Source organism: Ancylobacter tetraedralis, from assembly GCF_014195655.1.
Taxonomy (GTDB): Bacteria; Pseudomonadota; Alphaproteobacteria; order Rhizobiales; family Xanthobacteraceae; genus Ancylobacter; species Ancylobacter tetraedralis.
Genome location: NZ_JACICD010000004.1, coordinates 279803 through 303370, shown reverse-complemented (window position 1 = coordinate 303370; position 23568 = coordinate 279803). Strand labels below are relative to the sequence as shown.

21 protein-coding genes are annotated in these 23568 nt (G+C 66.0%); 14 read left to right on the top strand and 7 right to left on the bottom strand.

Annotation, left to right across the window (positions count from 1 at the left end; all coding sequences use genetic code 11):
* Positions 1-414 precede the first annotated feature (414 nt).
* From urtA to FHS55_RS12455, 7 genes are all read left to right on the top strand, one after another.
* Positions 415-1698 (top strand): urea ABC transporter substrate-binding protein, encoded by a 1284-nt coding sequence (gene urtA / locus FHS55_RS12485; RefSeq protein WP_183190076.1) that lies wholly within the window; start codon positions 415-417, stop codon positions 1696-1698.
* A gap of 100 nt (positions 1699-1798) precedes the next feature.
* Positions 1799-2725, top strand: coding sequence for an urea ABC transporter permease subunit UrtB (gene urtB, locus FHS55_RS12480; protein WP_183190075.1), 927 nt, complete (start codon positions 1799-1801; stop codon positions 2723-2725).
* 10 nt (positions 2726-2735) lie between these two features.
* Positions 2736-3914, top strand: coding sequence for an urea ABC transporter permease subunit UrtC (urtC, locus tag FHS55_RS12475; RefSeq protein WP_183190074.1), 1179 nt, complete (start codon positions 2736-2738; stop codon positions 3912-3914).
* 11 nt (positions 3915-3925) lie between these two features.
* Positions 3926-4693 carry an urea ABC transporter ATP-binding protein UrtD gene (gene urtD, locus FHS55_RS12470; protein ID WP_183190073.1) on the top strand — a complete coding sequence of 256 codons (768 nt, stop codon included), beginning with the start codon at positions 3926-3928 and terminating at the stop codon, positions 4691-4693.
* A gap of 10 nt (positions 4694-4703) precedes the next feature.
* Positions 4704-5393: an urea ABC transporter ATP-binding subunit UrtE gene (gene urtE / locus FHS55_RS12465; protein ID WP_183190072.1), complete on the top strand. Its 690-nt coding sequence runs from the start codon at positions 4704-4706 to the stop codon at positions 5391-5393.
* A 75-nt stretch (positions 5394-5468) separates the two neighbouring features.
* On the top strand, positions 5469-6704 hold the full coding sequence (fmdA, locus tag FHS55_RS12460; protein WP_183190071.1) for a formamidase: 1236 nt from the start codon (positions 5469-5471) through the stop codon (positions 6702-6704).
* Between the two features lie 97 nt (positions 6705-6801).
* The gene (locus FHS55_RS12455; RefSeq protein ID WP_183190070.1) at positions 6802-7167 is read left to right on the top strand and encodes an FmdB family zinc ribbon protein; all 366 of its coding nucleotides are present in this window, start codon (positions 6802-6804) and stop codon (positions 7165-7167) included.
* A 9-nt stretch (positions 7168-7176) separates the two neighbouring features.
* On the opposite strand, the gene ggt is transcribed toward FHS55_RS12455, so the two are convergent.
* Entirely contained in the window at positions 7177-8940 is a 1764-nt protein-coding gene (ggt, locus tag FHS55_RS12450) for a gamma-glutamyltransferase (protein ID WP_183190069.1), read from the bottom strand.
* Positions 8941-9278: 338 nt separating this feature from the next.
* Between ggt and FHS55_RS12445 the strand changes: the two genes are divergently transcribed.
* A complete protein-coding gene (locus FHS55_RS12445) occupies positions 9279-9752 on the top strand; it encodes a YaiI/YqxD family protein (RefSeq protein WP_246340089.1) in 474 nt (157 codons plus the stop codon).
* Positions 9753-9787: 35 nt separating this feature from the next.
* Positions 9788-10528 carry a 3-keto-5-aminohexanoate cleavage protein gene (locus FHS55_RS12440; protein WP_183190067.1) on the top strand — a complete coding sequence of 247 codons (741 nt, stop codon included), beginning with the start codon at positions 9788-9790 and terminating at the stop codon, positions 10526-10528.
* A gap of 20 nt (positions 10529-10548) precedes the next feature.
* Here the strand turns inward: FHS55_RS12440 and FHS55_RS12435 are convergent, their stop codons facing one another.
* Together FHS55_RS12435 and ppc are read right to left on the bottom strand one after the other, a co-directional pair.
* On the bottom strand, positions 10549-11184 hold the full coding sequence (locus FHS55_RS12435; protein WP_183190066.1) for an FMN-binding negative transcriptional regulator: 636 nt from the start codon (positions 11182-11184) through the stop codon (positions 10549-10551).
* Positions 11185-11260: 76 nt separating this feature from the next.
* Entirely contained in the window at positions 11261-14053 is a 2793-nt protein-coding gene (ppc, locus tag FHS55_RS12430; protein WP_183190065.1) for a phosphoenolpyruvate carboxylase, read from the bottom strand.
* A 363-nt stretch (positions 14054-14416) separates the two neighbouring features.
* Here ppc and FHS55_RS12425 point away from each other — a divergent pair, with 363 nt between their 5' ends.
* The 3 genes from FHS55_RS12425 to FHS55_RS12415 all read left to right on the top strand — a co-directional run bounded on the left by FHS55_RS12425 (position 14417) and on the right by FHS55_RS12415 (position 17027).
* A complete protein-coding gene (locus FHS55_RS12425; protein WP_183190064.1) occupies positions 14417-14584 on the top strand; it encodes a hypothetical protein in 168 nt (55 codons plus the stop codon).
* A 195-nt stretch (positions 14585-14779) separates the two neighbouring features.
* Positions 14780-15811 carry a Tim44 domain-containing protein gene (locus FHS55_RS12420; protein WP_246340088.1) on the top strand — a complete coding sequence of 344 codons (1032 nt, stop codon included), beginning with the start codon at positions 14780-14782 and terminating at the stop codon, positions 15809-15811.
* Between the two features lie 106 nt (positions 15812-15917).
* Positions 15918-17027 carry a linear amide C-N hydrolase gene (locus FHS55_RS12415; RefSeq protein ID WP_183190063.1) on the top strand — a complete coding sequence of 370 codons (1110 nt, stop codon included), beginning with the start codon at positions 15918-15920 and terminating at the stop codon, positions 17025-17027.
* 14 nt (positions 17028-17041) lie between these two features.
* Here FHS55_RS12415 and FHS55_RS12410 read toward each other — a convergent pair whose 3' ends face one another.
* A complete protein-coding gene (locus tag FHS55_RS12410; RefSeq protein ID WP_183190062.1) occupies positions 17042-17458 on the bottom strand; it encodes a DUF805 domain-containing protein in 417 nt (138 codons plus the stop codon).
* A gap of 311 nt (positions 17459-17769) precedes the next feature.
* Here FHS55_RS12410 and FHS55_RS12405 point away from each other — a divergent pair, with 311 nt between their 5' ends.
* The gene (locus FHS55_RS12405; RefSeq protein ID WP_183190061.1) at positions 17770-18207 is read left to right on the top strand and encodes a GNAT family N-acetyltransferase; all 438 of its coding nucleotides are present in this window, start codon (positions 17770-17772) and stop codon (positions 18205-18207) included.
* 53 nt (positions 18208-18260) lie between these two features.
* Here the strand turns inward: FHS55_RS12405 and uvrB are convergent, their stop codons facing one another.
* From uvrB to FHS55_RS12390, 3 genes are all read right to left on the bottom strand, one after another.
* Entirely contained in the window at positions 18261-20861 is a 2601-nt protein-coding gene (gene uvrB / locus FHS55_RS12400; protein WP_183190060.1) for an excinuclease ABC subunit UvrB, read from the bottom strand.
* Positions 20862-20925: 64 nt separating this feature from the next.
* Entirely contained in the window at positions 20926-21723 is a 798-nt protein-coding gene (locus tag FHS55_RS12395) for a phosphodiesterase (RefSeq protein ID WP_183190059.1), read from the bottom strand.
* Positions 21724-21862: 139 nt separating this feature from the next.
* Positions 21863-22522, bottom strand: a complete 660-nt coding sequence (locus FHS55_RS12390; protein ID WP_246340087.1) for a hypothetical protein — start codon at positions 22520-22522, stop codon at positions 21863-21865.
* A 299-nt stretch (positions 22523-22821) separates the two neighbouring features.
* Here FHS55_RS12390 and FHS55_RS12385 point away from each other — a divergent pair, with 299 nt between their 5' ends.
* The gene (locus FHS55_RS12385; protein WP_183190058.1) at positions 22822-23508 is read left to right on the top strand and encodes a cysteine hydrolase family protein; all 687 of its coding nucleotides are present in this window, start codon (positions 22822-22824) and stop codon (positions 23506-23508) included.
* Positions 23509-23568 lie beyond the last annotated feature (60 nt).

Here is a 23568-nt window from a genome sequence, read left to right as displayed (position 1 = left end):
CCCGGCTCGCCCGGGCCACCGCGCGGTCTGGTTATCCATACCGCCGTAGATTACAAGCACAAATCATTCCAACTTCGACAACTCATTGCAAAAAAGTGCCTTCGTGAACGCATTCGGATCGTCCAGTCTGCATCGATCAAGAATTACTTGCCTTCCCGCTACTCGATTCACTCCGAAAACGGCTGACGAAATCCTATCTGATCCGACATTGCGCGCCCGCGCGCGCGCGAAAAACTGACGACGCGGGAAGCGCAGGACGCCTCTAGCGTGACACCTACTCTGAAGCCGGCGGCCCGGATCCCCTATACGTCAATCGACGTATTGCTGCAGCGCGCCATCGACCGCCACGATCCCCATAATGCAAGCACATCGGGAAGCTTGTTGAGGCCACGTCAAACCCGTGGAGGGGATCGTATGTCTTCCGATAACGAAAATTCAATTAAGTTTTCCAGCATGCGTCGTAAGCTCCTCATGGGCATGGCGGCGCTTCCTGCTGCGCCTCTTCTGTCATCTGCCGGGCTTTTTTCAACACCTGCCTATGCTCAGGCGCCGGCCACGGCCGCCGTCAACACGACGGGTCTTGCCGTGACCGACACGGAAGTCACCGTCGGCATCCTGCATTCCGTCACCGGCACGATGGCGATTTCGGAAACCGGCTCGGTGCAGGCGGAAAAGCTCGCCATCGACCAGATCAACGCTGCCGGCGGCGTGCTCGGCCGCAAGATCAAGTACATCCAGGAGGACGGCGCCTCCGACTGGCCGACCTTCGCGGAGAAGGCCAAGAAACTGCTGGTCAACGACAAGGTCGCCGCCGTCATGGGCTGCTGGACCTCTGCCTCGCGCAAGGCGGTGCTGCCGGTGTTCGAGCAGTATAACGGCATGCTCTACTACCCCACATTCTATGAAGGACTGGAGCAGTCCAAGAACGTCATCTATACCGGGCAGGAAGCGACGCAGCAGATCCTCGCCGGCCTGGACTGGGTGCAGAAGACCAAGAACGGCAAGACCTTCTACCTCATCGGCTCGGACTATATCTGGCCGCGCACCTCGATGAAGATCGCCCGCAAGCACATCGAGGGGCATCTGAAGGATTCCTCGGTCGTCGGCGAGGAATATTTCCCGCTCGGCCACACCCAGTTCAACTCGGTGATCAACAAGATCAAGCTGAAGAAGCCGGATGTGATCTACGCCGCCGTGGTCGGCGGCTCCAACGTCGCCTTCTACAAGCAGCTCAAGGCCGCCGGCATCGACCTCTCCAAGCAGACGCTGCTCACCATCTCCGTCACCGAGGACGAGATCGACGGCATCGGCGGCGAGAATTTCGCCGGCGCCTATAGCTGCATGAAATACTTCCAGTCGCTCGACAACCCGAACAACAAGGAGTTCGTCGCCGCCTTCAAGAAGATGTGGGGCGAGAAGACCGTGATCGGCGACGTCACCCAGGCCGCCTATCTCGGCCCCTGGCTGTGGAAACTCACCGTCGAGAAGGCCGGCTCCTTCGATATCGACAAGATCGCCGCCGCCTCGGCCGGGATCGAGTTCACCAAGGCGCCCGAGGGCTACGTCAAGATCCACCCCAACCATCACCTCTGGTCCAAGACCCGCGTGGGACAGGCCCAGCCGGACGGCCAGTTCAAGGTCGTGTTCGAGACGCCGGACCTGATCGAGCCGGATCCGTTCCCCAAGGGCTACCAGTGATCGCCTGAGGCTCCCACCCGGAGAGGGCCATGTGCCCTCTCCGGGGCACTTTCGGTTGACGGAGACCGCGCGCCAAGCGCGCACGCCGGGGGATTCCTGAATGTTTGCCGATTATTCGCTGGCCGAGCTCGGCTCGATCTTCGTGATGCAAGGCTTCGCCGGCCTCATCCTGTTCTCGGTCTTCGTGCTCATGGCGCTGGGCCTGGCCATCATCTTCGGCCAGATGGGCGTCATCAACATGGCGCATGGCGAGTTCATGATCCTTGGCGCCTATGTCACCTATTTCACCTCGCAGTTCTTTCTCCATTTCCTTCCCTCCCTGTTCAACATTTACTTCTTCGTTGCCATGATCCTCGCCTTCTTCGCCTCCGGCGCGCTCGGCATGGCGGTGGAATGGCTGATGATCCGGCGGCTCTACAAGCGCCCGCTGGACACGCTGCTGGCCACCTGGGGGCTCAGCCTCATCCTGCAGCAGGTCTACCGCTCGGTGTTCGGCCCGCGCGAGGTGGGCGTCGAGCTGCCCAACTGGATGATGGGCTCGCTCGCCCTCACCGACACGATCGAGGTGCAGATCAACGGCCTGTTCGTCATGGGCCTGACCATCGCCATCACCATCGCCGTCGCCCTGCTCATGTACAAATCGGCCTGGGGCAAGCAGGTGCGCGCGGTGGTGCAGAACCGCGTGATGGCCGGCGCGGTGGGCATCAACACCGAGAAGATCGACCGCAACACGTTCGGCCTCGGCTGCGGCATTGCCGGGGTGGCGGGCTCGGCCTTCACCATGATCGGCTCCACCGGCCCGACCTCCGGCCAGCTCTACATCGTCGACACGTTCCTCGTTGTCGTCTTCGGCGGCGCGCAGAGCCTGCTCGGCACCATCGCCTCCGCCTTCACCATCTCGCAGGCCCAGTCGACCATGGAGTTCTTCCTCTCGGGATCGATGGCCAAAGTCCTCACGCTGCTCGGCGTGGTCATCATCCTGATGCTGCGGCCGCAGGGCCTGTTCGTCATCAAGGTCCGTCGCTGAGGAGGCGCCCATGACCATCCCTGCCCCCAAATCCGGCCGCACCTTCTTCCTGCGTCCGCAGGACCTGATCGGCATCATCGTCCTCGCCATCTTGCTCCTCGTCGTGCTGCCGCTGGCGCTGGACAATTTCCGCCTGCAATTCGTCGGCAAGTACCTCACCTATGCCTTCGTGGCGCTCGGTCTCGTACTGTGCTGGGGCTATGCCGGCATTCTCTCCCTCGGCCAGGGCGTGTTCTTCGGCCTGGGCGGCTATTGCATGGCGATGTATCTCAAGCTGGAGGCTTCCAGCGTCGAGAACACCAAGATCCAGTCGACGCCGGGCATCCCCGATTTCATGGACTGGAACCAAATCACCTCGTTGCCCTGGTTCTGGGAGCCGTTCCGCAGCTTCGGCTTCACCACCCTCGCCGTGGTCGTGGTGCCCGCGCTGTTCGCGCTGATCCTGGGCTACGCGCTGTTCAAGCGGCGCGTGGGCGGCGTCTACTTCGCCATCATCACCCAGGCGCTCGCGGCGATCATGACCATCCTGATCGTCGGCCAGCAGGGTTATACCGGCGGCATCAACGGCATCACCGACCTGCGCTCGCTGCACGGCTGGGACATCCGCACCGACAGCGCCAAGACCATCCTCTATTTCGTCTGCGTCGGCCTGCTGCTCGGCTGCATCCTCCTCGCCTATTACGTCAAATCGTCCAAGCTCGGCCGCATCCTCGTCGCCATGCGCGACAAGGAGGACCGCGTGCGCTTCTCCGGCTACGACGTCTCCTCGTTCAAGATCTTCGTGTTCTGCCTCGCCGCCTCGCTCTCGGCCATTGGCGGGGCAATGTTCACCCTGCAGGTCGGGTTCATGTCGCCGTCCTTCGTGGGCATCGTGCCCTCGATCGAGATGGTGATCTACACGGCGGTCGGCGGGCGCCTGTCCATCCTTGGCGCGATTTACGGCACGCTGCTGGTGAACTGGGCGAAGACCTCCTTCTCCGAGAGCTTCCCGGAACTCTGGCTGTTCGGCCTCGGCGGCCTGTTCATCGCCGTGGTGCTGATCTTCCCGAACGGCCTTGCCGGCCTCTGGCAGAGCTATGTCGCCCCGCGCCTCGGCCCGCTATTCGGCGGCGCCGCCAAGCGCCGCGCCGCGCCGCCTTCCGCCAGCCCGCCGGCCTCCGGGCCGGTCGCCCCCGCCGCCGCCGAATAGGAGCGAAAGCCATGAACGCGGGCGTCATCACCGACTCCATGAACCGGGACTTCGTCCTCGCGGTGGAAGGGCTCACCGTCTCCTTCGACGGCTTCAAGGCGGTCAACGACCTGTCCTTCTATGTCGACGAGAACGAGATCCGCGTGATCATCGGCCCCAACGGGGCGGGCAAGACCACGGTGCTCGACCTCATCTGCGGCCGCACCCGGGCGACCACCGGTTCCATCCGCTTCAAGGAGCGCGAACTGACGAAGATGAAGGAGCACGAGATCGTGCGCGCCGGTGTGGGGCGCAAGTTCCAGAACCCCTCGATCTATGAGGACCTCACCGTCTTCGAGAACCTCGAAATCTCCTACCCCAAGGGACGCACCGTGGTGGGCGCCCTCACCTTCCGCCGCGATGGCCCGGTGAAGGAGCGGGTGCAGGAGATCGCCGAGACCATCTTCCTCGCCGACCAGCTCGACCAGCGCGCCGAATATCTCTCGCACGGCCAGAAGCAGTGGCTGGAGATCGGCATGCTGCTGATCCAGGACCCGGAACTGCTCATGCTCGACGAGCCGGTGGCCGGCATGAGCGTCTCCGAGCGCAAGAAGACCGCGGAACTGCTCAACACCATCATCAAGAACCGCTCGGTGATCGTGATCGAGCACGACATGAAGTTCGTCGAGGACATCGCCCACAAGGTCACGGTTCTGCACCAGGGCAAGATCCTCTCGGAAGGCTCCATGGCCAAGGTCCAGGCGGACCCGAAGGTCATCGAAGTCTATCTCGGCCATTGAGGAGACGAAGATGCTGAACGTCTCGAACCTCCACGTCTCCTATGGCGAGAGCGAAGTCCTGCACGGGCTGAACTTCAAGGTCGCGCCCAACGAGATCATCGCCATCATGGGCCGCAACGGCATGGGCAAGACCACGCTCATGAAGTCGCTCATGGGCATCGTGCCGACCAAGAGCGGCACCGTCTCGGTCGGCCCCACCGACATCACGAAGCTGAAGAGCTATGAGCGCGTTGCCAACGGCGTCGCCTATGTGCCGCAGGGCCGCATGATCTTCTCCACCATGACGGTACAGGAGAACATCGAGACCGGTCTCATACCGCGCGGCGAGAGCAAGGTGCCGCCGGACATCTATGAGCTGTTCCCGGTGCTGCTGGAGATGAAGGGCCGGCGCGGCGGCAACCTCTCCGGCGGTCAGCAGCAGCAGCTCGCCATCGCCCGCGCGCTCGCCACCGCGCCCAAGGTGCTGCTGCTCGATGAGCCGACCGAGGGCATCCAGCCCTCCATCATCCGTGAAATGGCCCGCACGCTGAAGCGCATCCGCGACGAGCGCGGCCTGTCCATCGTGGTCTCCGAGCAGGTGCTGTCCTTCGCCCTCGACATCGCCGACCGCGTGCTCGTCATCGAGAATGGCGAGATCGTCCACGAGAACCTGCGCGCCGAGGTCGACGAGGCCAAGGTCGCGCGGTTCCTCTCCGTCTGACACCCGAGGGGAGCCGCTCCTCGGAGCGCTCCCCGTCGGCCTATCGCATCACGCCCAAGGGGAATGGAGTGCGCCATGCCTGAGACACTGATTTCGGTCGATCTTTCCAAGCCGGCTACCGACAACGAATTCCTGCACAATCGCTGGCATCCCGACATTCCGATCGCCACCTGGGTGGAGCCGGGCGCGGACTTCCTCGTGGAGACCGTCGACTGGACGGGCGGCGCCATCGCCAACAATGATTCCGCCGACGACATCCGCGATGTCGACCTGTCCACCGTGCACTATCTCTCCGGCCCCATCGGCGTGAAGGGTGCCAAGCCGGGCGACCTCCTGGTGGTCGACATTCTCGATGCCGGCACGCTCAAGGGTCACGAATGGGGCTTCAACGGCTTCTTCTCCAAGAAGAATGGCGGCGGCTTCCTGACCGACCACTTCCCGCTCGCGCAGAAGTCGATCTGGCACTACGAGGGCATGTTCACCCGCTCGCGGCATGTGCCCGGCGTCGGCTTTGCCGGCCTCATCCATCCCGGCCTGATCGGCACCCTGCCCTCGCAGAAGCTGCTCGACACCTGGAACGCGCGCGAGCAGGCGCTGATCGACACCAACCCGACCCGCGTGCCCCCGCTCGCCAACCCGCCCGCGCCGAAGACCGCGCATCTGGGCAAGCTGGCCAAGGGCGATGCCTGGGACAAGGTCGCCTCGGAAGGCGCCCGCACCGTGCCCCCGCGCGAGCATGGCGGCAATTGCGACATCAAGGACCTGTCGCGCGGCTCGAAGATCTATTTCCCCGTCTATGTCGACGGCGCCGGCCTCTCCATGGGCGACATGCACTTCTCCCAGGGAGATGGCGAGATCACCTTCTGTGGCGCCATCGAGATGTTCGGCGCGTGGCTGCACATCAAGGTCGACCTGATCAAGAACGGCATGGAGATGTACGGGATCAAGAACCCGATCTTCAAGCCGTCGCCGATCACGCCCAACTACAAGGACTATCTGATCTTCGAAGGCATATCGGTGGATGAGAGCGGCACGCAGCACTATCTCGACGCCAACGTCGCCTACCGTCAGGCCTGCCTCAACGCCATCGAATACATGAAGAAGTTCGGCTATTCGGGCGCGCAGGCCCATTCCATCCTCGGCGTCGCGCCGGTGCAGGGGCACCTGTCGGGCGTGGTCGACATCCCCAATTCCTGTGCCACGCTGTGGCTCCCGACCGAGATCTTCGACTTCGACATCAAGCCCTCGGCCGCCGGACCGACCAAGTTCATCGACGGCTCGATCCAGATGCCGATTTCGCCGGACCTTTGACCCCCCATCCAGGTCCGGCGCGCGGGACGGCATTCGTGTCGTCCCGCCTCCATCCGAGGAAACGCCCCGAGAAAATCAAACCCAGGGAAGCAGCCCGATGCCCGTCTATGAATATCTCTGCGACGCCTGCGGCGACTTCACGGAACTGCGGCCGATGAGCGAATATCAGGCCCCGCAGCCCTGCCCGGATTGCGGCACGCTGGCGCCGCGCGTCCTGCTGACGGCTCCGCATTTCTCCGGGCTGTCGCGCGAAAGCCGCCTCGCCCATTCCACCAACGAACAGGCGCGCCACGCGCCGATGAGCGTCGACGGCTACAAGGAGAAGCAGGACCGCGCCCGCCACGGCGCCGGCTGTTCCTGCTGCTCGGGCATGAAGAGCCGGACCAAGAAGAACCGCACCGCCACCACGGCGAGCGGCGCCAAGAGCTTCCCCTCGGCGCGCCCGTGGATGATCAGCCATTGAGGCCACGCCTCACTCGCCGATCGCCACCCCCTCGCGTCGGGGGTCGGCGGCGCCGACCAGCCCGTCCGGGGTGATCGCCACCGCCTGCACGCCCGAGGTCATCGGCGTCGCCCTGACCTGAAAGCCGAGTTGTTTCAACGCCGGCGTCAATGCCTCGGCAGCCGTGCCCTGCTCGATCTCCACCGCATCGAAGCGCGCCAGCACATTGGGCGCGGCGATGGCCTGATCGAGCGGCATCGCCCAGTCCACATGCGCGATCAGGGTTTTCGCAACATAGCCGATGATCTGGCTGCCGCCGGGAGAGCCCAGCGCGAGCACCGGCCTGCCCTCCTTCAGCACGATCGTCGGCGCCATGGAGGAGCGAGGCCGCTTGCCGGGCTCCACGCGGTTGGCGATCGGCACGCCGTCCTTCTGCGAGCGGAAGGAAAAGTCGGTGAGCTCATTGTTGAGCAGGAAGCCGTGCACCATCAGCCGCGAGCCGAAGCCGGCCTCGATGGTGGAGGTCATGGAAACGATGTTGCCCTCGCCATCGACAATGGTGATCTGCGTGGTGGAGGGCAGTTCCAGCGCCTCGTCATCGGCGCGCGGCTCGGCCATGGCGTGGTCCCAGGTGGGATTACCCGGCGCAACCTCGGGTAGCGCATCGTCACCCGCGAGCAGCTTGGCACGGGCGGCGAGATAATCGGGCGCCAGCAGCCCCTTTGTCGGCATCGGCACGTAATCGCTGTCGGCCATGTAGCGGTCGCGGTCGGCGAAGGCGAGGCGCGAGGCATCGGCGATCAGCCGCCAGGCCTCGGGTGACTGCGGCCCGAGCGCCTTCAGGTCATAGGAACCGAGCATGCCGAGAATCTGCCCGAGGGTGAGCGCGCCGGAGCTGGGCGGCCCCATGCCGCAGATGTCGAGCCCGCGATAGGGCGCGCAGACGGGGCCGCGCTCCTTCACGCGGTATTCGCGCAGATCGGCGAGCGAGAGCACGCCGGGATTATTCGCCTCACGCACGGTGCGCACGATGTCGCTCGCCAGCGTGCCGGCATAGAAGGCATCCGCGCCATATTGCGCGAGATGATGCAGCGTCGCCGCATAGGCGGGATTCTTCAGCACCGCGCCCGGCTTCAGCGGCGCGCCGTCGGCGTCCAGAAAATAGGAGCGCGCGGCATCGTTGCGCTTGAGGTTGTCGACATCGTCGGCGATGAGGCCGGCAAGGCGGGGCGAGACGGCAAAGCCCGCTTCGGCGAGGCGCGTCGCCGGGCGAAACAGCTGCGCCCAGGCGATCCGGCCATAGCGCCGGTGCACGGTCTCCAGAAGGCGCGGCGTTCCCGGGGTTCCGACCGAGCGCCCGCCCACCACCGCGCCCATGAAGGTCAGCGGCTGGCCCTTGGCGTCCTGGAACAGCGTCGGCGTCGCGGCGCGCGGAGCGGTCTCGCGCGCGTCGAACGTGGTGAGTTCGCCCTTCGCGGCATCCCAATAGACCAGGAAGGCGCCGCCGCCGAGGCCGGAGGATTGCGGCTCCACCAGCCCGAGCATGAGCTGCGTGGCCACCATGGCGTCGATGGCGTTGCCGCCGGCCCGGAGCGCGGCCGCGCCGGCCTCGGCGGCCAGCGGATTGGCCGCCGTCACCATCCAGTGCTTGGCCGTGGCGAACTTGGCCCCCGCCTGTACGGCGCTCGCCGCCTCCGGCGCCTGGCTGTCCGCTGCCTGCTGCGCGCTAGCGGGCGACACCGCCAGCAGCAGCGCCAGCACCGCGCCCTCAGCCCATGGGAAAATCCTGCGCATCGCATCCCCTCCTCTGTCCGGCACCGATCATGTCACGTCGTAACGGGATGTGAACGTGCGACGCACAAGAGGGGGTGACGCCGGTGCGAATCGGTTTAATCTGAAGTGGTCGTCAACAATTGAAAGGAGGTGATCCAGTGTCTGATCGTCTTGATCCGCGGTCGTCGGTATCCGTGACCTGGACGCTTGCCTCTTGCGAGGTCCGTGCCGCGTGATGCGACACTTTGTGCCGCCTTCGTGGCGGCTACCGGACCGGACCGCGGTCTGACATGGGGAGGGCTGCTCGCGAGGGCAGCCCTCCTTTCTTATGGTGTCCACCTGCTTGCATCGGTAATACTTTGCCGAAACCCATCATCATCTATATCGACGCCGACGCCTGCCCGGTGAAGGACGAGACCTATAGGGTCGCGGCCCGTCACCGCCTCAAGGTGTTTCTAGTCTCCAATTCCTACATCGCGATCCCGCGCGACGCGGATGTCGAGCGCGTCATCGTGCCCGCAGGCCTCGACATTGCCGATGACTGGATCGCCGAGCGCGCCGAGGAAGGCGATCTCGTCATAACCGCCGACGTGCCGCTGGCCGCGCGCGTGGTGGCCAAGGGGGCGGAGGCGATCGCGCCGACCGGCAAGCCCTTCACCGCCTCCACCATCGGCCTGCAACTCGCCACCCGCAACCTGATGCAGGATCTGCGCGAAGCGGGCGAGGTCACGCGGGGGCCCCGCCCCTTTTCCGCCCGTGACCGCTCCGAATTCCTGCAGGCGCTGGAAAGAGCGGTGATGCGGCTGAAACGGAAAGGCTTCCTCGCGGGTTAGTGACCGCCACCGCCCCTCGCATATGGGAGATACCGATGCTGCAAGCCTGCCTGAACGGTTCGCGGGACAAGGATTTCCACGCTTTCACGCCGCTCACCCCGGCGGAACTCGCGGCCGATGCGGCGGCGGTCGTGGCGGCCGGCGCGAACGAATTGCATGTGCACCCGCGCGACACGCAGGGCCTGGAGACGCTCGACCCCCTTGCGGTCGCCGCCGCGCTGGAGGCCATCCGCGCCCGCGTGCCGGGCATCCCGGTCGGCCTCTCCACCCATGCCCGCATCGCGCCGGGCGGCGCGGGACGGCTCGCCTGCGTGGAAAAATGGACGGTCCTGCCCGATTACGTCTCGGTCAACCTCATCGAGCCCGACGCGCCGGAGATGATCCGTCTCGCCCTGTCGCGCGGTATCGGGGTCGAGGCCGGGCTTTGGTCGGCGACGGATGCGGAACGCTTCGCCAGCCTGCCCGAATCCCGCACCGTCCTGCGCATCCTCATCGAGATCAACGAGCAGGACGAGGCCGAGGCGCTGGAAGCTGCCTCCGCCATCCGCATGGTGCTGGCCCGCGCCAGCCTCGACGTGCCGGTGCTGCAGCACGGCCTGGACGCCACCAAATGGCCGCTCTACCGCGACGCCCTGATGCGCGGGCTGGATACGCGGATCGGGCTGGAGGATGGCAAGGAACTGCCGAGCGGAGAGGAAGCGGAGGGCAATCTGGCGCTGATCAAGGCGGCGCTCGAGATGGCGCGGGTGCCGCCCGACCCTGCCGTGACCCGTTGAACCGTTGACCCGTCGGGAGTTCAGCCGCCCCGCTCGATCGGAATCAACATGGCGACCTCCCGGTCACTCGCGCGCTCGCTACCCAGAAGCCCCGCCGCCACGCCCGCGCGATCCGCCTCCGGGCGATTCTGGCTCATCTTCCGTTTCCCCTCGATGCGGGAGATCGCCAGGCGGAGGCCGACAATCCCCTTCAGCTGGGACTGGATGAAGGCTTCCGGCGCATCCGAAACCGCCCAGGGCTCATCCCGCGGCCGTTCATGGAGTTCGGTCAGGCGCGTGACCGCGTCGAGCAGCCGCGCCGGATCGTCGAAGAACTCGACCGGACCATAGACATGCACGGCGACGTAGTTCCAGGTCGGCACGACCTTGCCGTGTTCCGGCTTGGACACATACCAGGACGGCGTCACATAGGCATCGGGCCCGGAAACAATCACGAGCGCCTCCCCGAGTGGCGGCGCTTTCCATTGCGGATTGGCCTTCGCCACATGGCCGTAGAGCGTGCCGTGCGGCCCCTCGGCCTCATCGAGGAACAGCGGCAGCGGTGTCGCGACAAGCCCCTCGGCGGTGGCGGTGACCAGCGTCGACAGGCGCGCATCGCGCAGGATCGACCGCAGGATAGCCGGATCGTCTTCACGGAAAGCGGGCGGGATATACATCGGTCGGCACCGGATCTGGCTTGACGGGGAGCCATCATGTCACCGTCAAGCCATAGGCGTCATCAGGCCCCGCCCCTCACCCCGAATTCCGCAGCCCCGCCGAGATCCCGTTGATCGTCAGCTGGATGCCCTGCAGCACTTTCTCGTCGGTGTCGTTGGAGCGGTACTTGCGCAAGAGGCCGACCTGCACATGGTTCAGCGGGTCGATATAGGGGAAGCGGGCGCGGATCGAGCGGTCGAGCAGCGGGTTGGAGCCGAGCAGCCGGGGCTGCTCGGAAATCGCCAGCAGCGAGTCGATGGCGCCCTGATGCTCCGCGCGGATGCGCCCGAAAATGCTCTCGCGCAGTTCCACGTCCTCCACCAGCTGCGCATAGCGCGAGGCGATGGCGATCGAGCTCTTGGAGAGCACCATGTCCATGTTGGACAGCTGGGTGCGGAAGAACGGCCACTCGCGATACATTTCCTGCAACAGCGGCAGGCCGTCCGGATGGTGCTGGAGCCAGCTCTTCACCGCCGTGCCGAAGCCATACCAGCCCGGCAGCATCAGCCGGCATTGCGCCCAGGAGAACACCCACGGGATAGCACGCAGATCCTCGATCCGCCGCGTCTTCTTGCGCGAGGCCGGGCGTGAGCCGATGTTCAGCGTCGCGATCTCGTTGATGACGGTGGATTCCCAGAAATAGTCCTCGAAACGCGGGGTCTCGTAGACCAGCGCGCGATAGGCCGTGAACGCGGCGTCGGAGAGTTCCTCCATCACGGTGAGATATTCCTCGCGCGGCGCCTTGGCATCGCCCGAGAGCAGGGTCGCCTCCAGCGTCGCCGCCGCGAGGATTTCGAGATTGCCGCGCCCAACCGCCGGGTTGGAATATTTGGACGAGATGATCTCGCCCTGCTCGGTGATGCGGATCGCCCCCTGCACCGCCCCGCCCGGCTGGGCGAGGATGGCGTCGTAGCTCGGCCCGCCGCCGCGTCCGACCGAGCCGCCGCGCCCGTGGAACAGCCGCAGCCGCACGCCATGGCGCTTGAACACCTCGATCAGCTCGATTTCGGCCTTGTAGAGTTCCCAGCCCGAGGTGACGAAGCCGCCATCCTTGTTGCTGTCGGAATAGCCGAGCATCACTTCCTGCAGTCCGCCGCGGCTGTCCACCAGCTTGCGATATTCCGGCAGGCGGAACATCTGCTCCATCACCCGGGCGGCGTTGCGCAGATCCTCGATGGTCTCGAACAGCGGCACGATATTGACCGCCGACGTGCCCGCCGGATCGACCAGTCCCACCTCCTTGAGCAGCAGCGCCAGTTCCAGCATGTCCGAGACGCCCTCGGCCTTGGAGATGATGCAGGTCTGGATGGCCTCGGGGCCGTAGATCTGGTGGATGCGCGCGCAGGTGCGCAGCATCGCGAGTTCCCCCACCGTCTCCTCGCAATAGGCGGCGAAGGGCGAGGTCAGCGGACGCGCGGTGGCGAGTTCCCGCAGCAGCAGCGCGACGCGGGTGCCCTCGGGCTGCGCCTTGTAGTTGGTGCCCGGTGCGGCAACCTCGAACAGCTCGGCGATGCAGCGCTCATGCACATCCGAGTTCTGCCGCGAATCGAGAATGGCGAGGTGGAAGCCGAAGGAATCCACCGCGCGGCGCAGGTCGCGCAGTTTGCCGCGGGCGATGGCGCCCGACTTGTGCGCCTTCAGCGAGGCATCGATGACATCGAGATCGTCCTTGAACTCGGCGGCCGACGCATAGGGCGCCGCGCTGGGCTTCACGGTGAGGCCGACAAGATCGGCCACTTCCAGCCGGAAGGCGGTGGCCCGCAGCCGCGCGGCGATGGCGGTGGCGGCCAGCCGGTACGGCTCGTTGCGCCGGTGCGGCGAGAGGTCGGGCGAGGCGTCGACCAGCGCGATCAGCGCCTCGGCCACCCTGACGCGCACGGTGCTGATGGAGAGTTCCGCCCCCAGCGCATCGATCTCCGCGAGATAGAAGCGCATGGCCTGCGCGCTTTGCAGCCGCATGGTCTCGCGTGTCACCTCGGCGGTGACGAAGGGATTGCCGTCGCGGTCGCCGCCGATCCAGCTGCCGATGCGCAGGAAGGAGGCGAGTTCCGGCGCCGCGGTGCCCTCCTCATCCAGGCTGTCCAGCCGGTCCTCCAGCGCCGCATAGAGCTTCGGCAACTGCCGCAGGAACGTGTAGTCGTAATAGGCAAGACCGTTCGCCACCTCGTCCAGCACGGTGAGCTTGGTGCGGCGCAGCAGGTTGGTCTGCCACAGGGTGAGCACGCGGCGACGCAGTTCCTCGTCGGCCTGTTCCTGCTCGTCCGGCGTCGGGTCCAGCCGGGCGCGGTCGGCCAGAAGCTCGGCGATGCACATTTCATGCGTCAGGGTCGAGCGGCGGCGCACCTCGGTCGGATGCGCGGTCAGAACCGGGCTGGCATGCGCGGTCTTGAAGAACTTGCGCAATTCCGCCGTGGAAATGCCTGCTTCGCGGGCACGCTGCAGCGCATTGGCCAGCGAGCCGGGCGCCGCGCCACGCCCGCTGGCGGCCGCGGCGCGCATGCGACGGATGACGTTCTGGTCCTCGGCAATGTTGGCGAGGTGCGAGAAATAGCTGAAGGCGCGCACGATGGAGATGGTCTGGTCCGCGCCCAGATCGCTCAGGATCACTTCCAGCTCCTGGCGCGCGCCCTCGTCCTCCTCGCGGTGGAAGCGGGTCGAGACGCGGCGGATGCGTTCCACAAGCTCATAGGCAGGCTCGCCTTCCTGGTCGCGCAGCGTGTCGCCCAGCACACGGCCGAGCATGCGGATGTCTTCGCGCAGCGAGTGGTCGAGATCGCCATCGGCTTCGGTCTCGGCATCGGGCAAGGCGATGGTGAGGGCAACGGACATGGCGATTACTCCTTTAGGCGTAGGCGGAACTTAGCAATTAGCATGCCGGCCGTGACAGGGAAGCGGCGGATGCCGGATATCCCGGGCCACGCGCGCGCGAGGTAGCCCGATGCCCCTGCGGCAGATGCGCAACAGGTTTCACCTTCTTTCGGTTTGCCCCGGAACCGCCCCGATTGTGAACCAAATCGCCGCCAGTATGAACGCCAGGGTCAGACAAGGTTCAGCGTTCATCGTTCATAACCGAAGCTGTCCGAAGATGGGGTCGCCGGGTTGGCGGCTTCCATCGAGGTCAAACCGGCAAGGCTTAAGTCGCTGAGCCGGCGAATCGCCAGACGCGTGTGCGTAATCAGGAAGGACGTACCAATGCCCCCCGTCGTGAACCCGGCCGAGGTTCAGACCCCCGCCAATATCCGCCAGTCCAAGCCCCTTTTCGCCTCCGTCCCGGCCACCGCCGCGACCGAGAAGAAGGCGGCGGCTGTATCGGCTCCCGTCGGCTCCATCGCCGCACTCGAATCCGCACTCGGATTCTGAACCGCCCGATGCCCGGGCGCCGCGCCGGATGCGCGACGCCTCACGGGAATGTGTGCCGGCGCGCGGCCTGTGGCCTCAAGGCCCGGAGGCCTGCCGCGCCGGAAGAATAGCGGTGGGTGGGTGACAAACGCTCTCGGCAACCCCATATGGTGACGTAACGGCATATGCCGGATCCACCAGTTCGAGAGAGTATCCTTGTCCAAACCCTCGCGTTCCCGATCCGCCGCGCTGCGCGTCGCCCTCGCGGCCCTTTTCGTCGCGGCCAGCTGTGTCGTGGCCATGGACTTTGCCGAGGCTCGCGCCGGACGCAGCATGAACATGGGCAGCCGCGGCTCGCGGACCTGGTCGACCCCCGCCCCGACCCCGACCGCCCCCTCCGCCCAGCCGATGCAGCGCTCTGCCGCGCCTCAGACCCAGCCCGGGACGGCCGCGACGGCGGCGACCGCCGGTGCGCGGCCGGGCGGGTTCTTCAACCGCGGCGGCTTCATGGGCGGGCTGATGGGCGGCCTGCTCGGCGCCGGCCTGTTCGGCCTGCTGATGGGCTCCGGCTTCTTTTCCGGCCTCGGCAGCCTCTCCGGCATCCTTGGCCTCCTCGTTCAGGTCGGCCTGATCTTCATCGTCGTGCGGCTCGTCATGGGTTGGCTGCGCAACCGTAACCAGCCCTCCTATGCCGGCGGCGGCGGCGGTCCGCAGCCGAGCCCGCGCAGCGCTCTGGACCAAGCGGCCGGCCCTTCCGCCCCGCTCGGCGGCGGTTCCGCCCCGTCGGGAGTGGCCGCCGGTGGCCGTGCCGGCTTTGGCGGCGCTCCGCGCGGGCGCCCGCTCACGCTGCAGGCATCGGATTTCGATGCCTTCGAGCAGCGCCTCGGCGAGGTACAGGGCGCCTATGGCCGCGACGACCGTGCGGCCCTGGCGCAGGTGACGACGCCGGAAATGCTCGCCTATCTCAGCGAGGATCTCGACGATCTCGCCCGCGACGGCCTGCAGAACACCCTCACCGACGTGAAGCTGCTGCAGGGCGACCTGTCGGAAGCCTGGTCCGAGGACACCCGCGACTATGCCACGGTGGCCATGCGCTACGAGTTGAAGGACGCGACCATCGAGCGTGCCACCGGCCGCCTCGTGCAGGGCGACCCCGACCGGGCGACCCAGGTGATCGAGTTCTGGACCTTTGCCCGCGAGCCGGGCGGCGCGTGGAAACTCAGCGCCATCCAGCAGGGCCGCGTGTGACGGACCCGCGTATGAACCCGGCCGGCCGCTGACGGAAATCATCGAACGGTAGGAATTCTGGTTCCATGATCCTCCCGCGCCGCAGCCCGGCGCGGGAGGATTTTTTATGCTGAGAACAATCGCCCGCAAGTCTCTCACTGTGGCCGCGGCCCTGGCGATGGCCGGCGCGCCCATGGCCGCCAATGCCTGCACGTCTTTCCTGCTGAAGGCGCAAGACGGCGCCATGGTCTATGGCCGCACGCTGGAATTCGCCCTGCCCCTGCAGTCCCAGCTAGCCGTTTTCCCGCGCAACCTCACGATCAAGGGCACCGGGCCCGACGGCTCGGCCGGCACCGGGCTGGAGTGGAAGGGCAAATATGCCGCCATGGGCGCCAACGGACTGGGCCTGCCGATTCTCGTCGACGGGCTGAACGAGAAGGGGCTGGCCGGCGGCATGCTGTTCTTCCCCGGACTCGCGCGCTTCCAGGATGTCGGCCCCGGCGAGGCGAAGAACTCGATCGCCTCCTTCGAGCTGCTCACCTGGATGCTCACCAATTTCGCCACGGTGGACGAGGTGAAGGCGGCGCTGCCGACCATCAAGGTGTCGAACGCCCCGCAGGCGGTGTTCAAGAGCGCGGTGCCGCTGCACGTCACCCTGCACGATCTCGGCGGCAAGAGCATCGTGGTCGAATATGTCGACGGCACTCTGAACATCTATGACAACCCGACCGGCATCATGACCAACGCCCCGGCCTTCCCGTGGCAGATCGCGCATGCCGGCCTCTATGGCAACCTGTCGGCGAACGAGCCGCCGCCACGCAAGGTGGGCGATCTCACCATCGCCGCGCCGAGTTCCGGTGCCGGACTGCACGGCCTGCCCGGTGACTTCCTCTCGCCCTCGCGCTTCGTGCGCGCCTTCACCTTCGTGCAGAACCTGCCGCCATTGCCGACGGGTTCCGACGCGATGAAGGCCGCGCGTCACATCCTCAACAATTTCGACATCCCGCCCGGGGCCATCGTCACCAGCGCCGATTCGGCCGCCGGCGGCGGCGTATCCGGCTTCGAGACAACCGAATGGACCGCCGTCGCGGACCTGAAGAACGGCATCTACGCGATCTGGGATTACGAGAACCCGACCCCTCGCCTGATCGACTTCAAACAGCTCGATCTCGACGCGAAGGCCGTGCGCCTCATCCCCTTCAACCAGCAGCCGTCCTATATCGGCCTGTCAAAGTGAAGAACGCGCCCGGCTCACACCGGGCGCCGGTCCAGCGGGTCCGGTCCATGGCGGTTCGGGCCCGCATCGCCCTTCACCATGAACCAGAAGAAGATCACCAGCGCGCCGATACCGGTCAGCCCGATCAGCAGCCACCAGCCGGTGCGACCCAGATCATGAAACCGGCGGGCTCCGACGGCGAGAGAGGGAATGATCAGCGCCAGCCCGGCAATGGTGGAAAGCGGCGTGAACACATCGGCCGCGCCGACATAGCTCATGTCGCCGAAATGAACGAGCGCGAAAGTGCCGAACAGCGCAGTGTCGAGAAACGTCGTCACCCAGTTGAGCAAAACCGAGAACACCACCCACCACCAGTATTCCGACCGCGGCGCGCGGCCGGAAAAGGTGGCGTATTTGCTCAGCACGCTGGATACGGCCTGTCCGAAATTCATGATGTTCCCCCACACCCGATATACCCGCCCGCACAGGACGGGCTCATGTCGCGCGCCTGTTCCCCATGTTCGGCGCCCGCCCGCCAGCATAGGCTCTTCGAAGAGGCGACGAAACGCGCCGGATTGGGAATTCCCGCACGGGCGGGCTGGAGCGGTCTCCGCGAAAGTTGATCGGCTTCCGCGATCCGAAAAACGCTCCAGCATATTGAATCGAGAGCACTTTCTTAGGGATCAGGTGATTCCACCTGATCGGAAAGGGCTCTAGAAGGAGTTCGGCCCGCTCGCGCGGCCGGCAGATGACGGAGACGCCCATGCAGTTCACCATCGAGGAGAATCCGGGCGCCGAGGTCCGGGCGATGATCGACCGGGGCCTCGACGCCTTCAACGACACCAAGGCCGGCCCTCCGCACGCGCGCGACCTCTGGGTCATGGCGCGCGGCAGCGGCGGCGCGGTGCAGGGGGGGCTGAAGGGACGGATCTATTACAGCTGGCTGTTCATCGACTGGCTGTGGGTCTCCCCCGCCTCGCGCGGCGCCGGCATCGGCGCCGGCCTGCTCGCCGCGGCGGAAAAGGAAGCGCAGCGCCGCGCCTGCATCGGCGCCCATGTCGACACGTTCAGCTTCCAGTCCCCGGATTTCTATGTCCGTCAGGGCTATGAGGAATTCGGCCGGATCGACGATTTCCCGCCCGGCCATTCGTGCCTCTGGCTGAAGAAGCGCTTCCGCACCGCCGAGAAGGCGCCCGCGTGAGGGCACGAGGACGGGTGCGGCAGCAGCCTCGCCGCGCCGTCCCCATCACCCACTCACCGCCCCTTGCGCCGCCCGCCCTTGCGGTGGCCCTTGGTCATCGGGTCGGGGCGCTCGGGGCGCACCCAGTCTTCCACGCGTAGCGGCTCGACACGGTCGGTGCCCGGGCCCATGTCGTCGAGCGAAGGCTTGACGAGCCGCGAGCGCGCGCCCCGGGCAGCCGTGTCGCCGGGATCATAGACCGCCTGCGCCTCGTCCGCCCGCGCCTCGTGGCCGGCCGAGACATGGCCGGGCGAGGAGCGCGGGCCGGAAGAGCGCGCTCCGGACTTGCCGCCCTTCTTTTCCGGGAGATTGGCCGAGCGGCCATATTTGCGCTGTCCGCGATAGCCGCCGGTCTGCTCATCCACATCGCCCTGCCGCGCCAGCGGATCGTCGGCCACCGCCAGTTCGGTCGCCTGCAGGCGCTTGATCTCGTCGCGCAGCCGTGCGGCCTGCTCGAAGTCGAGATCGGCGGCGGCGGCGCGCATGCGCTTCTCGAGATCGGCGATGACCGTGGCGAGGTTGTTGCCATAGGTCGCCGCGCCCTCGGCGAGGCCGGAATCGACCGTCACATGGTCGCGCTCATAGACGCTTTCGAGAATGTCGCCGATCGACTTGCGCACGCTTTCGGGCGTGATGCCGTGCTCGACATTCCACGCCACCTGCTTGGTGCGGCGGCGATCGGTCTCCGCCATCGCCCGCTCCATCGAGCCGGTGATGTTGTCGGCATAGAGCAGTACCCGCCCGTCGACATTGCGCGCCGCGCGGCCGATGGTCTGGATCAGCGAGGTCTCAGAGCGCAGGAAGCCCTCCTTGTCGGCATCGAGAATCGCCACCAGACCGCATTCGGGAATGTCGAGCCCCTCGCGCAGCAGGTTGATGCCGATCAGCGCGTCGAAGGCGCCGAGGCGAAGGTCGCGCAGGATTTCGATGCGCTCGATCGTGTCGATGTCCGAATGCATGTAGCGCACGCGGATGCCGTTTTCGTGCAGGTATTCGGTCAGGTCCTCGGCCATGCGCTTGGTGAGCACGGTGACCAGCGTGCGATAACCCTTGGCGGTGGTGGCGCGCACCTCGCCCAGCAGGTCGTCCACCTGCGTGCGGGCCGGACGCACCTCGACCGGGGGATCGACCAGCCCGGTCGGGCGGATCACCTGCTCGACGAACACGCCCCCCGTGCGCTCCATCTCCCATTTGCCGGGCGTGGCGGAGACATGCACCGTCTGCGGGCGCATCGCCTCCCATTCCTCGAAGCGCAGCGGCCGGTTGTCCATGCAGCTCGGCAGGCGGAAACCGTATTCCGCCAGCGTCGCCTTGCGGCGAAAGTCGCCGCGGTACATCGCGCCGATCTGCGGCACGGTGACGTGGCTCTCGTCGCAGAAGATCAGCGCGTTGTCCGGCACATATTCGAACAATGTCGGCGGCGGCTCGCCGGGCTGGCGGCCGGTGAGCCAGCGCGAATAGTTCTCGATGCCGGCGCAGGAGCCGGTCGCCTCCATCATCTCGAGATCGAAGGTGCAGCGCTGCTCCAGCCGCTGCGCCTCGAGATAGCGGCCCATGGCGTTGAGCTCGTCGAGCCGCATCTTCAGCTCGGCCTTGATGCCCTGCGTGGCCTGGATCAGCGTCGGGCGCGGCGTCACATAATGCGAATTGGCGTAGAGCTTGACGAATTTCAGCTCCTGCGACTTCTGGCCGGTGAGCGGATCGAATTCCTGGATGCTCTCGACCTCGTCGCCGAACAGCGACACGCGCCACGCGCGATCCTCGTAATGCGCCGGGAAGATCTCGATCACGTCGCCCCGCACGCGGAACGTGCCGCGGCCGAAATCGCCCTGCGTGCGCTTGTATTGCAGCGCTACCAGATCGGCGAGCACCTGGCGCTGGTCGATCCGCTCGCCCACCTCGATCTTGAAGGTCATCGAGGCATAGGTCTCGACCGAGCCGATACCGTAGATGCAGGATACCGAGGCGACGATGATGACGTCGTCGCGCTCCAGCAGCGAGCGCGTGGCCGAGTGGCGCATGCGGTCGATCTGCTCGTTGATCGACGATTCCTTCTCGATGAAGGTGTCGGTGCGCGGAACGTAGGCCTCGGGCTGGTAGTAATCGTAATAGGAGACGAAATACTCCACCGCATTGTCGGGGAAGAAGCTCTTGAACTCGCCATAGAGCTGCGCCGCCAGCGTCTTGTTGGGCGCCAGCACCAGCGCCGGGCGCTGCAACTCCTGGATCACGTTGGCCATGGTGAAGGTCTTGCCCGAGCCGGTGACGCCGAGCAGCACCTGATCGCGCTCGCCCTCCTGCGCCGCCGCCACCAGATCCTTGATCGCCTGCGGCTGGTCGCCATTGGGCTGATAGTCCGACTTCAGCACGAACGGGACGCCGCCTTCGGATTTCTCCGGCCGGGCCGGACGATGCGGCACCCAGAGTTGCCCATCGACCTCCGGGCGGCCGGTCTCGATCAGCGCCGTGAGCGCGGCGACGGTGGCGGAGGCACCCGAGGTCGGCGCCACGCCGAGCTTCTCGGCGAGGACGGGATCGAGGGTCGCGGATTGCGCGGGCTCGAAGGCGCGCTGGGAGCGCTCCGAAAATCCGCCGGGACGTGCAGCTTTGGCCATGGCGCGAATATGGGGCGTCCACCCCGCCGATGGAAGAGCGGCGACGCGTCGGCGAAGACCTCGCTCAGAAGAAATCGAACGGCCCGGCAAAGCGCCCGATCGGCACGAAATGCGTGACCAGCCCGGTGCCCGGCCGCCACTGGTGCAGCAGCATGGCCGGAGGCTCGACATAGGAGGCCGGCTCGGCATCGGGGGCGAGGCGCAGGGCGATGGCGGTGGTGGTGCTCGGCGCCGTCAGCAGCATCGTGCCGCCGAAGCGCAACTGCATGAAGCGATGGATATGGCCGCACAGCACGCGCTCGACCTGGGGATGACGAGCGATGATGGCGGCGAGGCGCTCGCCGCCGCGGCAACTATAATCGTCGATATAGGGGATGCCGCTGGCGAAGGGCGGCTGGTGCATCATCACCAGCGTCGGCCGCTCCGGCTCGGCGGCCAGCGTCGCCTCCAGCCAGAAGGCGGTGGCGTCATCGAACTCGCCATGGTGCTCGCCGGGCGGGGTGACGTCGAGCGCGACGATGCGCACCGGGCCATGCTCGCCCACCGCGAAATGCAGCGGCCCGGTAGCCGGCAGATGCGCATGGGCTTTGAAGCAGGCGCGAAACGCCTCCCGCTCGTCGTGATTGCCGGGAATGACCAGCAGCGGCAGCCCGATATCCGCCAGCATCTGGCTCGCGACCGCATATTCCTCCGCCGTGCCTTCGTCGACCACATCGCCGGTGAGCAGCACCAGATCGGGGCGCGGATCGAGCGCATCGAGTTGCGCCAGCGCGGCCTCGAACATGGCATTGGAATCGACCACGCCCTGGTAGAGCTGGCCGCGCGGCCGCACATGCGGGTCGGAAAGGTGGGCGATGAGCATGATCTGTCCTTCAACGGGCAACCGATTGTGTGGCCGCCCGTCGGGACTTTGGCAAGGCTGCGTATGGCAGGCGTGGCGTCGACTGCCATACGCGGACATGGAGCGTGGGCGCTGGCCAGCGGAGGAGCCGGCGGGCGCGTCAGTACCCCGCAGCCGTACGTTTCTCCGCGACAAAGGCGAAAACCAGCCCCTTGCCGCTGAAACGAAGGTCCGTATCGGCCGCCAGCGCCGCCTGGACGGCGGCCGGGCTCAGCGTGCCCGACAGGTTGCCGCCGGTCTTCCGCCGGAAAACGATGTCGCCCACATAGGCCTTCGTCACCTGATACACCTTGCCGTCCGCGGCCTGTTTCGCCACCTCCTGCCGGCAGCCCGGCTGCTTCATCAATTTTTCGAAGACCACGGCAGCGGAGGTCAGGTCGATATCGTAGGATGTCGCATTGACGATCTTATACTCGTAGTAGCTTGAAATATCGCCCGACAGGCCGGCCTGCCCTATCGCCGTATTCAGCTGCGCGACTGCCGCCGAAAGTTTTCGCGTGCGCAGGAGGTCGATGTCACTGACCGTCTCTCCTTGCGGGGGGCTGACGCCGAATTCGGCCAGTGTGCGGGAAACAACGCATATCCTGCCTAGATTTACCGGCCCCGACCGGCTCAACGATGTGCCGAGGGGCTTGTAGAGCCCGCCGACATACACGCCCGTCGTTGGCGGCTCGATATCTCTCGCTCCCGGGACAACTCCATTTGCGCATCCCCCGACGCACAATCCCAACACGACGGCAACCAGACCCAACGCGTTCATTGCAGCCCCCAATATGCAAAATACACGTTAAACGTGCAATATTTCGTGAGAACACTCAATCGGTATTTTGTGCGGGCCAATCACACGGCAACTGGCTCGCATAAAATGCCTATGTTTTATGCATATCTGAAATGCCCAGCCCTTCGGGCCCGTAACCTCACTTCGGAATGGCCAAGAGTTCAACTAAATAACTTATTGATATAACTTATCTTTTTAACAACGAAACCTAAGTAAACTTGTGGCACGCGTTATGCATGCATCAATGTATGCAATAGGATCGCCTTCACGCGGAGCCGCCCATGCCCGAAAGCCTACTCGCCGCCGAACCCGCCCCGCTCGCCTTCCACCCCGCGCGTGCCGCGCTGGTCATCATCGACATGCAGCGCGATTTTCTCGAGCCGGGCGGCTTCGGTGAAACGCTTGGCAATGACGTGTCGCTGCTTCAGGCGGCGGTGGGCCCGTGCCAGGCGGCACTGGCGGCCGCCCGCGCGGCCGGCCTGCTGGTCATCCACACCCGTGAGGGCCACCGCCCGGACATGGCGGACGCGCCCCCGGCCAAGGTCGAGCGCGGCGCGCCGACGGCGCGGATCGGCTGCGCCGGGCCGATGGGGCGGATTCTCATCCGCGGCGAACCCGGCCACGATATCATCGCCGAACTCTACCCCGCTCCCGGCGAGGTCGTGCTCGACAAGCCCGGCAAGGGCGCCTTCTACCAGACCGACCTCGAGATCATCCTGAAGAATCGCGGCATCGACACGCTGCTGGTCGCCGGCGTCACCACCGAGGTCTGCGTCCACACCACCATCCGCGAGGGCAATGACCGCGGCTATCGCTGCGTCGCGCTGGCCGATTGCTGCGCCTCCTATTTCCCGGAATTCCACCGCATCGGCCTTGAAATGATCAAGGCCCAGGGCGGCATCTTCGGCTGGGTGTCGGGCTCATCGGCACTCACCGCCGCGCTCGCCAACAAGGCCGAAGCCGCCTGAGTACCGGGACCTGAGTATCGGGGCCTGCGCATCGCCGTCCGAACGGCGCCCGCGTCGCCC